At 70.3% G+C, this 12,390-nt stretch carries 10 protein-coding genes; 5 read left to right on the plus strand and 5 right to left on the minus strand.

The features are described 5' to 3' along the window. Genes metK through Ate02nite_RS02525 form a run of 3 tightly spaced genes read right to left on the minus strand, consistent with a single transcriptional unit; the run spans position 1 to position 3,902 of the window. Positions 1 to 1,185, minus strand: coding sequence for a methionine adenosyltransferase (gene metK, locus Ate02nite_RS02515; protein WP_203798200.1), 1,185 nt, complete (start codon positions 1,183 to 1,185; stop codon positions 1 to 3). Beyond that, positions 1,182 to 2,258 carry a methyltransferase gene (locus tag Ate02nite_RS02520; RefSeq protein ID WP_203798202.1) on the minus strand — a complete coding sequence of 359 codons (1,077 nt, stop codon included), beginning with the start codon at positions 2,256 to 2,258 and terminating at the stop codon, positions 1,182 to 1,184. The genes metK and Ate02nite_RS02520 overlap by 4 nt, the downstream gene beginning before the upstream one ends. A 21-nt stretch (positions 2,259 to 2,279) precedes the next feature. Further along, a complete protein-coding gene (locus Ate02nite_RS02525) occupies positions 2,280 to 3,902 on the minus strand; it encodes an FAD-dependent monooxygenase (protein ID WP_203798204.1) in 1,623 nt (540 codons plus the stop codon). A 138-nt stretch (positions 3,903 to 4,040) separates the two neighbouring features. On the opposite strand from Ate02nite_RS02525, the gene Ate02nite_RS02530 reads away from it, so the two are divergent. From Ate02nite_RS02530 to Ate02nite_RS02540, 3 genes are read left to right on the plus strand one after another with little or no spacing between them, the layout of a single operon-like run. Beyond that, positions 4,041 to 4,499 carry an anthrone oxygenase family protein gene (locus Ate02nite_RS02530; protein WP_203798206.1) on the plus strand — a complete coding sequence of 153 codons (459 nt, stop codon included), beginning with the start codon at positions 4,041 to 4,043 and terminating at the stop codon, positions 4,497 to 4,499. 17 nt (positions 4,500 to 4,516) lie between these two features. Next, complete coding sequence (locus Ate02nite_RS02535; protein ID WP_203798208.1) at positions 4,517 to 5,515, plus strand: methyltransferase; 999 nt, start codon at positions 4,517 to 4,519, stop codon at positions 5,513 to 5,515. After that, the gene (locus tag Ate02nite_RS02540) at positions 5,512 to 6,450 is read left to right on the plus strand and encodes an acyltransferase domain-containing protein (RefSeq protein WP_203798210.1); all 939 of its coding nucleotides are present in this window, start codon (positions 5,512 to 5,514) and stop codon (positions 6,448 to 6,450) included. Before Ate02nite_RS02535 ends, Ate02nite_RS02540 begins: the two co-directional genes overlap by 4 nt. Positions 6,451 to 6,523: 73 nt before the next feature. Here Ate02nite_RS02540 and Ate02nite_RS02545 read toward each other — a convergent pair whose 3' ends face one another. Continuing rightward, positions 6,524 to 7,282, minus strand: coding sequence for an AfsR/SARP family transcriptional regulator (locus Ate02nite_RS02545; RefSeq protein WP_203798211.1), 759 nt, complete (start codon positions 7,280 to 7,282; stop codon positions 6,524 to 6,526). 493 nt (positions 7,283 to 7,775) lie between these two features. Between Ate02nite_RS02545 and Ate02nite_RS02550 the strand changes: the two genes are divergently transcribed. Then, a complete protein-coding gene (locus Ate02nite_RS02550) occupies positions 7,776 to 9,557 on the plus strand; it encodes an MFS transporter (RefSeq protein WP_203798213.1) in 1,782 nt (593 codons plus the stop codon). A gap of 150 nt (positions 9,558 to 9,707) precedes the next feature. Continuing rightward, complete coding sequence (locus tag Ate02nite_RS02555) at positions 9,708 to 10,592, plus strand: NmrA/HSCARG family protein (RefSeq protein WP_203798215.1); 885 nt, start codon at positions 9,708 to 9,710, stop codon at positions 10,590 to 10,592. A 1-nt stretch (position 10,593) separates the two neighbouring features. On the opposite strand, the gene Ate02nite_RS02560 is transcribed toward Ate02nite_RS02555, so the two are convergent. Next, a complete protein-coding gene (locus Ate02nite_RS02560; RefSeq protein WP_203798217.1) occupies positions 10,594 to 12,378 on the minus strand; it encodes a multicopper oxidase family protein in 1,785 nt (594 codons plus the stop codon). Positions 12,379 to 12,390 lie beyond the last annotated feature (12 nt).

Consider the following 12,390-nt stretch of genomic DNA (forward strand, 5'->3'; position numbering starts at 1 on the left):
TCAGGCAGCAGCGTTCTTCAGCTCCTGTGCGCGGTCCGTGCTCTCCCAGGGCAACTCCGGAGCCTCCCGGCCGAAGTGCCCGTACGCCGCGGTCTGCTGGTAGATCGGCCGCAGCAGGTCCAGGTCGCGGATGATCGCGGCCGGGCGCAGGTCGAAGACCTCGGTGATGGCCTTCTCGATCCGCTGCAACGGAACGTTCTCGGTGCCGAACGTCTCGATGTACAGCGACACCGGGTGGGCCTTGCCGATCGCGTACGCCACCTGGGTCTCGCAGCGCTCGGCCAGACCCGCCGCCACCACGTTCTTCGCGACCCAGCGCATCGCGTACGCCGCCGACCGGTCCACTTTCGACGGATCCTTGCCGGAGAACGCGCCACCGCCGTGCCGGGCGTAGCCGCCGTACGTGTCGACGATGATCTTCCGGCCGGTCAGGCCGGCATCGCCCATCGGGCCACCGATCTCGAACCGGCCGGTCGGGTTGACCAGCAGGCGGTAGCCGTCGCTGTCGAGACCGTCCAACTCCGGCGCGACGACAAACTCCCGGATGTCGGGCGTGAGCATCGAGTCCAGCGAGATGTCGGCCGCGTGCTGCGACGAGACCACGACCGTGTCGACGCGGACCGGGCGCAGCCCGTCGTACTCGATGGTGACCTGGGTCTTTCCGTCCGGGCGCAGGTAGGGGATCGTGCCGTCGTGGCGCACCTGCGCCAGGCGGCGGGCGAGACGGTGGGCCAGCGCGATCGGCAGCGGCATCAGCTCCGGCGTCTCCGAGCAGGCGAAGCCGAACATCATGCCCTGATCGCCGGCGCCCTGGGCGTCGAGCACATGATCGCTGTGACCCGACCGCAGTTCCAGCGCGCTGTCGACGCCCTGGGCGATGTCCGGCGACTGCGAGCCGAGGGAAACGCTGACACCGCAGGAAGCCCCGTCGAAACCCTTCTTCGACGAGTCGTACCCGATGCGGAGGATCGTGTCCCGCACGATCCTCGGGATGTCGGCGTAGGCCTGGGTCGTGACCTCCCCGGCCACATGCACCTGACCGGTCGTGATCAGCGTCTCCACCGCGACCCGGCTGCGCGGGTCCGCACGCAGCAGGGCGTCGAGCACACCGTCGCTGATCTGGTCGGCGATCTTGTCCGGGTGGCCCTCGGTGACCGACTCGGAGGTGAACAACCGCCGGGTCACGAGCGCAGCTCGCCGGTCACGAGGGCCAGCGGGGCGTGGATGCGGGTGACACCGACCAGGTCGAAGCCGGCGGCGTCGAGCAGCTTGCCGAAATCGCGTTCGGTGCGCTCCCGGCCCGGCCCGATCAGCATCATCAGCAGGTCCAGCAGCACGGTGAACGTCGGGTTGGGCTCGGCGCCCTCGGTCACCACGTGCTCGACCAGCACGATCCGGGCGTTGGCCTTGGCCGACGCGGCGCAGTTGCGCAAGATCTTGAGGCAGGTCTCGTCGTCCCAGATATGCATGACCTGCCGCATCACGTACAGGTCGGCGGTGACCGGCACCGATTCGCGGATGTCGGCCGGGATCAGCGTGACGCGGTCGGCCAGCTCACCGCCGGTGCGCAGGCTCTCCCCGGCCTGCCGCAGCACCTCGGGGCTGTCCAGCAGGGTGCCCAGCAGCTCCTGGTTCTTGGCCAGCACCCCGGCCAGCAGGCCGCCCTGGCCGCCGCCGACATCGGCCACGGTCCGCACCCCGTCCAGGTCGAGCGCCTCGACGATCGGGCCGGTGGTCCATTTACCCGACTCGGACATGGCCCGGTTGAAGACGGTGGCCGCCTCCGGGTTGTCGTCCCGGAAGTAGCTGTAGAGGTCCTTGCCGTAAGCCGAGGGGAAAACCGCTTCTCCGGTACGCACGGCGTCGGCCACGTTGCCCCACAGACGCCAGTTCCACTCGGAGTTGGCCAGCAGGGTCAGATTCCGTACGCTGCCCGGCGCGTCCTCCCGCAGCGCACGGCTGAACTCGGTGTGCCGGAAGGTCCCGTCGTCGCCGGCCGCGAAGAAGCCGTGCGCGGCCAGGGCTCGCATCAGCCGCAGCAGGGCCGCGGGGTCGGTGCCGGTGCGCCGGGCCAACTCGTCCAGGGCGACTGGCTCGTCGATCCGGTCGGCGATGCGCAGATCGGTGGCCGCCTGCACGAGCCCGCTCGACCACATCATCTGGACGAATCGGCGCACCGTGCCGGCCGCCTCGAACGGGGACTGGCCCGAGCCGACGGGCAGCGGCTCGGGACCGATACGCAAAGGGGTGGCTGCCATTTTCGTTCTCCTCCGGGTTGATCAGGGCTGACGGTCGAGCAGGGCGCGGACCGCGCTGTCCAGTTGCTCCGCGGGATTCTTCGGCGCGGCCGGTTCCCGCCAGCCGACGAATCCGTCCGGGCGCAGCAGCACCGCGCCCTCCGGGCCGATGCCGAAGGCCTCCCACCACGGCGACCGCTCGGCCTCGTAGTCGCCGCCGGCACCGATCCGGACGTGCCGCACCGAGTCGATGGGTGGCACCTCGTCCCAGCGGTCGGTGCCCGCGTCGGTGAGCAGGACCAGGGTGTCGGCGCACAGGTCATGGGTGGAGATCCGGCCGTCGGCGCCGCTGAGCCAGCGGTGCGGCACCCGGGTTCCCGGCCGGCCGGTGAGGTCCAGCTCGACCGGCACCGTCTCGTGCTCACGACCGGCGTCGGCCTCGTCCGGCAGCACCGCGGCCGAGGTGTAGCGGTAGCCCAGGATGACGTTCGGGAAGTCCCGGAACCCGGGCTCGCGGTGGGCGGTGGCCCGGTTGCGCTCCCGCAGCAGCGCCTGATCGGCGGTGGCCAGGCCGACCGGGCGGCGCTCCGCGTCGTAGGTGTCGAGCAGTCCCTCGCCCGCCGTGCCGTGCAGGACCGCGGCGAGTTTCCAGGCCAGGTTGTGCGAGTCCTGGATACCGGCGTTGGCGCCGAAGCTGCCGTCCGGCGGATGTGTGTGCGCGGCGTCGCCGGCCAGGAAGACCCGGCCCTGGCGGAACTTCTCGGCGATCAGGTGCGCCGACTCCCACGGAAAGGTGCCCTCGATCTCGATGGGCCGGTCCACGCCCAGCGCGGCGGTCACCAGTTCGGTGCACTTCTCCTGGCTGAACAGGCTCGGATCGATTCCGGAGGCCACCGGGTAGCCGGTCCAGAACATCCACCGGTCGGCGCCGTCCAGACAGACCGCCACCCCCTGCACGTTCTCGTTGGCGATGAAGGTGAGGATGAACTTGCGGTCGCCCACCACCGGTTTCATGTCGGAGCGGAAGACCACGCTCAGCATCTTCTGCAGCACGCCGTTGCCGGTGCGCCGGATGCCCAGCGACTCTCGGATGCCGCTCTGCACGCCGTCGGCGGCGATGACGTACTTCGCGCGTACCGTGCTGACCTTGCCGGTGCGGGTGTCGGTGAGGTCGGCGAGCACCCCGTCGGCGGTCTCGGTCATCGCGGTCATGCGGGTGTCGAATCGGATGTCGGCGCCGGACCGGCGGGCGCCGCGCAGGATGACCGGCTCCAGCAGATCCTGGCCGCACCACACCGGCTTGGCCGGGCTCAGATCGAAGGAGAACTCCTCACCGACCTCCATGACCTGCGCCGAGTCCAGATCGGACAGTGAGCGGGAGCGCAGGATGACCCGCGGGATCACGCCGGGCTCGGCGTCCGGACCCTCGGCGACCGCCCGGGGCACCAACCGCAGGCCGGTCGCCTGGATCTCCTCGGCCAGGCCGGCCATGCGGAACAGCTCCATGCTGCGCGCGTGCACCCCGGTGGCCCGGGTCAGCGGCGAGGTGGTGGACCGGCGCTCGACGAGCGTCGGGGTGATGCCGAGACGGGACAGGAAGAGTGCGGCGGAGAGCCCGACTGGGCCGCCACCCACGATGAGAACCGGTACTTCCTCGGTGGCCATGTGACTCCTTCTCCGGCGGAGGCTCAGGAGTCCGTATCGTGGCAACGGCGGCTAGAGCGGCGTTCGAGAATGGCATGGGCGGGACCGGCCCAAGCCCGCCTCGACCGGCGCTCCACCCGCGGCGCCCACGATGTCCTCATGTGGATCTGGGTGCTGAGCCTGCTGGGCGTCGTCGGGGCCGGTCTGGCCGCGGGTGTCCTCTTCGGGGTGGCGCTGGCCAACGTGCCGGGTTTCGCGGCCATGCCCCCGTCAAATTACGTCCGGGTGCATCAGAGCTTCGACCGGCGATACGAGCCGACCATGCCGATCCTGGTGCTCGGCGCGGCCCTGGCCGACCTGGTGCTGGCCATGGTGGCCGACCCAGTGGCCGCACGGGTCCTGTTCGCGCTCGGCGCCGTGCTGCTGGTGGTCGTGGCGCTGGTGTCGCAGCTCCGCAACGTGCCGCTGCTGGCCTCCTCGGTCCGCCGGGTCGATCCGGACCGGTTGCCGCCGGTCTGGATCGACCCCCGCCCGCGCTGGCGGCAGTGGCATCTGGTCCGCACCGCGGCCGGGGTGGCGGCTTTCGCCGTCACCGTCGCGGCCGTCATCAACCTGTGAACCCGGAGGAGATAGTCATGGAGGGTAACCCCGCCGCTCGCCTGTCCGCCCTGGCCGACGCCATCACACCGTGGGCCATCCGGGTGGCGGCGACCCTGGGCATAGCGGACGCCCTGGCCGGCGGCCCCCGTCCGGTGTCCGAGCTCGCGGCCGCCACCGAGGTCGACGCGGACGCCCTGGCCCGGGTGCTGCGCTACCTCGCCGCCCGTGGCGTGTTCAGCGAGCCCGGCCTGAACGTCTTCGCACTCACCGACCTGGCGGCGCCGCTGCGCTCGGACCATCCGGCCGGCCGGCACGCCTGGCTGACCATGAACGGCATCGGCGGCCGGCTGGACCGTACGTTCAGCACGCTTCTCGACGTGGTGACCACCGGACAGCCCGGCTATCCGCTGCTCTACGGCAAGCCGTTCTGGCAGGACCTGATGGACGACCAGGACCTGTCCGACTCGTTCGACGCCCTGATGACCACCCACTCGCCGTGGTTCTCGCAGGTAGCGGCCGCACTCGACTGGAGCGCGGCCCGACGGGTCGTCGACGTCGGCGGCGGCTCCGGCGCACTGCTGGCCGCGATCCTGAACCAGGCGCCGCATCTGCACGGCACCCTGGTCGACCTGCCGGCGACCATCGCGACGGCCAAGGAGTTCCTGGGCGGAGACCTCGCCGACCGGTCGACCACGGTGGCCGGGAGCTTCTTCGACGAGCTGCCGGCCGGGGACGACGTCTATCTGCTGTCGAACGTGCTGCACGACTGGAGCGACGCGGACGCCCGGCGCATCCTTGCCCGGTGCGCCGAGGCCGTGCCGGCCGGCGGGCGCCTGCTCATCGTCGAGCGAATCATCGCCGGTCAGCTGGACAACGACATGGTGACGCGGATGGACCTGCGGATGCTGGTTCTGGTCGGTGGCCGGGAGCGGTCCGCCGACGAGTACGGCGACCTGGCCGCCGAAGCGGGCTTCCGGCTCGAGCGGGAGATTCCCACCGCCTCCGGGCCGACGATCCTCGAATGCGTTCGATGACCGACGCGGTCCTCCTCCTCTCCGGTCAGGGCAGCCAGTATCCGTCGATGGCCCGCGACCTGTTCCGCTCGGACGAACGGTTCCGCGCTCACCTGCAACACGTCGACGTGTGCCTGCGCCAGGTGGCCGGCCGCTCGGTCCTGCCCGGCCTGCTGCTGGCCAAGCCTCCGTTCGACGACGTGACGGTCACCCATCTCGGCATCTTCGCGACCCAGTACGCCTCGGCCATGATGCTGATCGATCGCGGGGTGCGGCCGACCGCGGTGCTGGCGATCAGCCTGGGCGAGTTCGCGGCCGCGGTGCTCACCGGGGCGTGGTCGCTGGAGCACGCCGCCCGGGTCCTGTCGATCCAGACGCGGGCGCTGGCCGTCCACTGCGACGCGGGCGGCATGATGGCCGTTCTGGCCCCGCCGGAGGAGTTGGAAGGCGAGCTCACCGCGCTGCCGGGGCGGCCGGAGGTGGCGCTGCGCAGCCGGCGCCACTTCGTTCTCGCGGGCAACCGGGACGCGCTGGACACGGCCACCGGATGGCTCGCGGAGCGGGGCTACGGGTCGGCCCGGATGCCGGTGACGCGGGGTTTCCACTCGAGGCAGATCGATCCCGCCCGGGAGCCGTTCCTGGCGGCCGCCGAGGGCGACGGCAGCGTGCGGCTCCCGCAGATCCCCTGGTTCTCCTGTGCGCTGGCCGCCGAGCGTCGGGACCACCCGGCTCCGGCCGACCTCTGGCAGGCGATCCGCGCACCGATCCGGTTCCTGGAGACCGCGGCCGCGCTGGGCGCGAGCGGGAAGCATCGCTGCGTCGACGTGGGTCCCGGCGCGGCCCTGACGACGCTCATGCGCGACAACGACGTGCCGATGATCGATTGCCGGCCGTTGTCCACCGCGCAGGGTGATGTGACGCGGCAGTTGAGCCGGCTACTGGCCCCCGGCCGCTGAGAAATGAGGCGGCAATGGAGCCGGCCACTGGCCGGCCGCTGAGCGGACCGCCGCCACGGTCCGCGCTCGGGCGTCAGCCGGCGGATCCGGCGAGAACCTCGAGCTGAAGGCGTTCCAGCTGCGGTGAGGGGTCGAGCCCGAGCTCCTCGTCGAGGATGCGGCGGGCGTTCTGGTAGGCGCGCAGGGCGTCGCCCCGGCGCGACGAACGGTGCAGCGCGGTGATCAGCTGCTCGTGGAACCACTCGTTCCACGGGTAGCTGGACACGAGCGTCTGCAGCTGAGGCACGATCTCGCGGTGCCGGCCGAGTTGCATCTCGGCCGCGACCAGCAGCTCGGTGGCCCGGATCCGGTCCTCGTCCAGACGGGCAACGTCGGTTTCGAGCGGATGCCCCTTGCTGACGTCGTCGAGGGCCGGGCCGCGCCATAGACGCAGGGCCTGCCGCAGGTGTTCCACCGCGTCGGCGTACCGGCCCTGCTCCGATTCCGTCTGGCCCCGGGCCACGAGCTGGGTGAACTCGGTGAGATCGAGGGACGCGCCCGGGATCCGCAGGGTGTAGCCGGGGTGCTGGGTGAGCAGCTGGCAGCTGTCGTCGTGCGGTGCTGTCTGCCGAAGCCGCTTACGAAGGTGGTAAACGTACGTCTGAATCGTCGTCACGGCGCTCGACGGCACGTTCTCATCCCACACCTCGCGAATTATCGCGGACATGCTGACGGTTTCGTTCGGATGCAGAAGAAGCAGAGCGAATACCTCCCGCATCTTCGGTGCGGTCAGCAGACATGGCCGCCCGTCGTAGCGAATTTCGAGCGGACCGAGAACCTTCAGTTTCCACATTGGGGTCTCCTTGTTACAGTCGCGTGACTCGCGTATTACTGCTCGCATACGTCTATCTGAATAGCCGCTGAGCCGAACAAAACACCCAGTCACCGTACTCAGGGCATCACCGTGGGCGCAACGGCAGAGACGGTGCGTAGGCACCGGCGGCAGGCGTAGCGGAACCACCGCTGTCAGGAAGGTCACTCTCGCCACGTTCAGATTGCCCGTATTAAACGAATATTTAGTGACCGAGATAAAGCGTTCCCGATTCGGATGCCGGGAAACAGGACAGGATTCGACTATTACGACATGTCTACTTAGGAGTCTCTTTTTCATCCGGTCCGATCGCCTTCGCAGCATCGACGTCAGTGCATTTCTGCCGGGTGGCCACCCGGCCCGGCCGGCCACCAACGAGGCCGCCGACACGCTTGCCCGGCGCGACCGTCCCGATTACTCTCGTACGAGTAATCGCGTTGGACTATTTCTCACGCTCAGAAGCGGGGCGGTTCTCATGGCAGACGGCACAGCTACCAGCTGGCAGACCGACACAGCACCACCCGACCCGCGCCGGTGGTACGCATTGGCCGCAGTGCTCGCCGGGGCGCTGATCATCCTGATCGACAGCACCATCGTGAACGTGGCGATCCCACCCCTGCAGCGCGACCTCGAGGCCAGCTACGACTCCGCGGAGTGGGTGATCACCGGCTATGCCCTGGCCTACGGCCTGTTGCTCATCCCCGGCGGCCGGCTCGGCGACCGCTTCGGCTACAAGAAGCTGTTCCTGCTCTCGCTGGCCGGCTTCACCATCACGTCCGCCCTCTGCGGCCTGGCCCAGGGACCGGTCAGCCTCATCGTCTGGCGGGTCCTGCAGGGCGCCATGGCCGGCCTGATGAACCCGCAGATCCTCGCGGTCATCCAGGTCGCCTTCCCGATGAAGGAACGAGGCCGCGCCTACGGCCTCTACGGCGCGGTGAGCGGCGTCGCGGTCGCGCTCGGCCCGCTGCTGGGCGGCCTGCTGATCGACTGGAACGTGCAGGACCTGGGCTGGCGGCCGATCTTCCTGATCAATGTGCCGCTCGGCATCATCACGGCCGTGATGGCCGCTGCCTGGTTGCGGGAAGCCCGCGGCCGCGGCGGCTCGCTCGACCCGATCGGCATCCTGCTGATCGGCTCGGCCATCTTCCTGCTCAGCTTCCCGCTGGTCGAGGGCCGGGCGGCCGGCTGGCCGCTGTGGTCCTGGCTCATGCTGGCCGCGTCGGTGCCGATGTTCGCCCTGTTCGTGATCTTCGAGCGGAGCCGGACCCGGCGTGGCCGGGAGCCCCTGATCGACCTGAACCTGTTCCGCGGGCGCACCTTCAGCGCCGGCATCGGCATCGGCTTCGCCTACTTCGCCGGCTTCATCAGCCTCTGGTTCGTGCTCTCCCTCTACCTGCAGCTCGGCCTGGCCCGCTCGGCGCTCTACGCCGGCCTGGTGCTGCTGCCCTTCGCGGTCGGCTCGTTCGCCGGCGGGCTGTTCTCGGACTGGTTCTCCAGCCGAATGGGCCGCTGGGTGATAGCGCTCGGCGCCGGTCTGGTGTCGGCCGGCATCATCGGGCTGATCGTCACGATCGACCAGGTCGGCGCCGACGTGTCCGGCTGGGCCTTGGTGCCGTCGCTCCTGGTCAGCGGCCTCGGTTCCGGGCTGGTCATCTCGCCGAACGTCGACATCGTGCTGTCCGGCGTGCAGTGGAAGGACGCGGGCGCGGCCAGCGGCGTGCTCAACACCGCGCAACGTCTCGGCATGGCGCTGGGCCTGGCCGTGGTTGGCGTCGCCTTCTTCGGTGCGCTCGGCAACCACGCGGCGGCATCGGCCGAGCAGGTGACGCCGCAACTGCAGCAGCAACTGGTGGCGGCCGGCCTCAGCCCGGACGAGGCGCAGCAGAGCGTCGATCAGTTCCAGCGGTGCTTCGTGGATCGGGGCAACGCCGATGACCCGACCGCCGTGCCCGCGAGTTGCCCGCAGGCCGAGCCCGGACCGGTCGGCGCGGCCTTCACCGAGGCGGCCGACGCCGCCGTGGCCGACAACTTCACCCACGCCGTGCTGGTCGGCGCCGCCTATTCGCTCGGTGCGGTGGTGCTCAGCCTGCTGCTGGTGTTCGTGCTGCCCAAACCGCAGCCGCAGAGCTGGGGCGGCGACTCCTCGGCGGGCGAGGGCTCGTGGGGCGGCGACGGCGACAGCGACAGCAACGGTGGCGGCGACTGGTCGGATGCCAAGAGCACGACGGAGTGGTCGAAGACCGACAACAAGACCTGATTCGTACGCCCCGCCCGCCGGCACCCGTTCCGTCCCCCGCGGAACGGGTGCCGGCCCATGTGCCACGGCCCGGGTTCGAGCAGGCGTCGAGCCAGCCGCGATCGAGGGCCGCCACAGTGAAAATCCAAGTACTCACGCGAGGAGACACGCATGGCTTTCAGCGTCTTGGTCACCGGGGCCACTGGACTTCAGGGCGGCGCGGTCGCCCGCCGGCTGCTCGAAGACGGGCACACCGTCACCGTGCTCACCCGCAAGCCCGACTCGGCGCCGGCGCGGGAGCTGGCCGGCCGGGGAGCCCGGCTGGTGACCGGCGACTTCACCGAACCCGCCTCGCTGCCCGGCGCCTTCGCCGGTGTCGACGTGGCCTTCGCGATGGGCACCCCGCTCGAGGCCGGGCCCGACGGTGAGACCCGCCAGGCGATAACGCTGCTCGACGCGGCAGCGGCGGCCGGGGTGCGGCACGTGGTCTACAGCTCGGCGGCGAACGCCGACAAGGGCACCGGGATCAGCTGGTTCGACAGCAAGCTGGAGGTGGAGAAGCACCTGAGCGGCCTCGGCGTGCCCTGGACCATTGTCGCCCCGGCCGTCTTCATGGAGGTGGTCAGCAGTGCGCAGACCGTGGCCGGGCTGCGCGAGGGAAAACTGATCATGCCGCTGAGCCCGGACCGCACGCTGCAGTACGTCGATCCCGAGGACATCGCCGGCTTCGTCTCGCTGGTGCTGGCCGATCCCGGCCGCTTCGCCGGGCGGCGCGTCGACCTGGTCTCCGACGTCACCACCGGTCCGGCCCTGGCCGATCTGCTGACCCGCCACACCGGGCGGCCGATCACCTACACCCGCAACACGGTGGAGGAGTTGCGCCGGTACGGCGGTGACGACGTCGCCAAGATGTTCATCTGGTTCGAGGACGGTGGCTTCGACATGGACGCGGCCGCACTGCACACCGAGTTCCCCGAGGTCGGCTGGCACACCTTCGAGCAGTGGGCCGCCCGGCAGGACTGGGCCGAGGTGATGAACCGGCAACCGGCCTGGTGAGTCACTGCACCGTGAAGTTAGCCATCATCATCATGTCCTCGTGCTCGAGGTTGTGACAGTGGAAGACGTACTTGCCGCGCCACCCCTCGAAGCGGCTGACGATCCGCACGGTCTCGCCGGGACGGACCCGGACGGTGTCCTTCCACCCGCCGTCCCACGGCTCGGGGCTCTGCGGCCGTGACCGCGACAGCACCCGGAAGTGGACCAGGTGCAGATGCACCGGATGCGCCACGTCGCTGGTGAACTCCCAGATCTCGGTGCTACCCAGGGCCGGCGAGGCCAGGCTCTGGCGGTCGTCGAACATCGCGCCGTTGATGCCCCACATGCCGTCGGCGCGGCGGGTGAAGTCGAAATGACGGATCCCCACCGCGTCGGCGGGATCGGGCAGGTCCAGCGGCGGCGCGAGCCGGGCCGGAACGGTAGCCGTCTCGGTCTCGCGCCGCACCACGTCGAAGCACATCAACTCGGTGACCACCGGGATCGTCCGGTCGTTGTTGACGAGCACCACGCGGGTGCCGACCGGGTAGCGGGCGAAATCGATGACCACGTCGAAGCGCTCGGCGGGAGACATCACGATGTTGCGTAGCCCGACCGGCGAGGACAACAGTCCGCCGTCGCTGCCGACCTGGACGAACGGATCGCCCGACGGCGGGGGCGGGTCGAGCGTGATGTCCCAGTGCCGGGCGTTCGAGGCGTTGAGGACGCGGAATCGGTATTTCGTCGCGCTGACCTCCATGCGCGGCCAGGGCACGCCGTTGACCAGGGCGGTGTCGCCGTACTGCCCGTTCATGGCCCACGGGTACAACCCGGGCGTGCGCAACGACGGGTCGGAGCTCGGGTAGTACATCGTGCCGTCGGCCTCGAAGAGCCGGTCGGTGATCAGCAGCGGGACGTCCTTGTCGCCGGCCGGTAGCGGCAGCGCGTCCTCCACCGCGTCGCGGATGATGTGGAATCCGGCCAGGCCGCGGTAGACCTGCGGGCCGGTGAAGTCGAGCCGGTGATCGTGGTACCACAGGGTGGCGCCGCGCTGGTCGGTCGGATAGGCGTAACGGCGTGCGGTGCCCGGCGCCATCAGGTCGGTCGGGTGGCCGTCCTGCGCGGGCGGGTTCTTGCCGCCGTGCAGGTGAACGGCGACCGGCACGGCGAGCCGGTTGGTGTGGTCGACAATGGTGGGCCGGCCGGACCGGGCCATGATCGTCGGACCCGGGAAGACCCCCTCGTACCCCATGATCGGGGTTCGCAGGCCGGGGATGATCTCGATCGAGGCGTCCCGCTGGGTCATCGCGTAGTACGTGCCGCTGACGTCGTCCCGGACCGGCCGCTGCACCGGCGGCACCACGAAGGGCAGCGTGAAGTGCTGCACCGGCGGGCTCGCCTTGGGCGGGTTGCGGGGTGGCACCCACTCGGTCGGGCCGGCGCCGCGACGGCCGCGCGCGTCGGAGCTGGGCACCCCGCCCGGCGGATCGGCACAGCCCTTGTTGGTCAGGACCACCGCGCCCGCGGTCACGGCCAGGACCCCGACGCTGAGGGCGCGCCGGCGACTGAACAGCCGGCCGGCCCGCTCGCCGAGAGTGGGTTCGAACACCACGACATTCACCTCGCTGTGGTCGGCGTCGCTTCGATCAGCGCCGCTCTGGGGGCGGGTCCGCCACTCACGCAGTCGATCGCGGAGGGCGGACCCGGCACGGCGTGCGAACCGGCCCAGCAGGACCAGGTGAGCGCTGACGACACCGACGATCTCGAGCGCCCGCCACAGCAGGTGAGCCCAGCCCGAACGATCGCCCATGTCACGACACCC

Origin of the sequence: Paractinoplanes tereljensis, assembly GCF_016862435.1 — a bacterium.
GTDB lineage: Bacteria > Actinomycetota > Actinomycetes > Mycobacteriales > Micromonosporaceae > Actinoplanes > Actinoplanes tereljensis.

Excerpts from the sequence above, each read along its gene's own strand:
- Ate02nite_RS02520 (WP_203798202.1), bottom strand. The coding sequence starts at position 2,258 with ATGGCAGCCACCCCTTTGCGTATCGGTCCCGAGCCGCTGCCCGTCGGC.
- Ate02nite_RS02525 (WP_203798204.1), bottom strand. The coding sequence starts at position 3,902 with ATGGCCACCGAGGAAGTACCGGTTCTCATCGTGGGTGGCGGCCCAGTC.
- Ate02nite_RS02530 (WP_203798206.1), top strand. The coding sequence starts at position 4,041 with ATGTGGATCTGGGTGCTGAGCCTGCTGGGCGTCGTCGGGGCCGGTCTG.
- Ate02nite_RS02535 (WP_203798208.1), top strand. The coding sequence starts at position 4,517 with ATGGAGGGTAACCCCGCCGCTCGCCTGTCCGCCCTGGCCGACGCCATC.
- Ate02nite_RS02540 (WP_203798210.1), top strand. The coding sequence starts at position 5,512 with ATGACCGACGCGGTCCTCCTCCTCTCCGGTCAGGGCAGCCAGTATCCG.
- Ate02nite_RS02545 (WP_203798211.1), bottom strand. The coding sequence starts at position 7,282 with ATGTGGAAACTGAAGGTTCTCGGTCCGCTCGAAATTCGCTACGACGGG.
- Ate02nite_RS02550 (WP_203798213.1), top strand. The coding sequence starts at position 7,776 with ATGGCAGACGGCACAGCTACCAGCTGGCAGACCGACACAGCACCACCC.
- Ate02nite_RS02555 (WP_203798215.1), top strand. The coding sequence starts at position 9,708 with ATGGCTTTCAGCGTCTTGGTCACCGGGGCCACTGGACTTCAGGGCGGC.
- Ate02nite_RS02560 (WP_203798217.1), bottom strand. The coding sequence starts at position 12,378 with ATGGGCGATCGTTCGGGCTGGGCTCACCTGCTGTGGCGGGCGCTCGAG.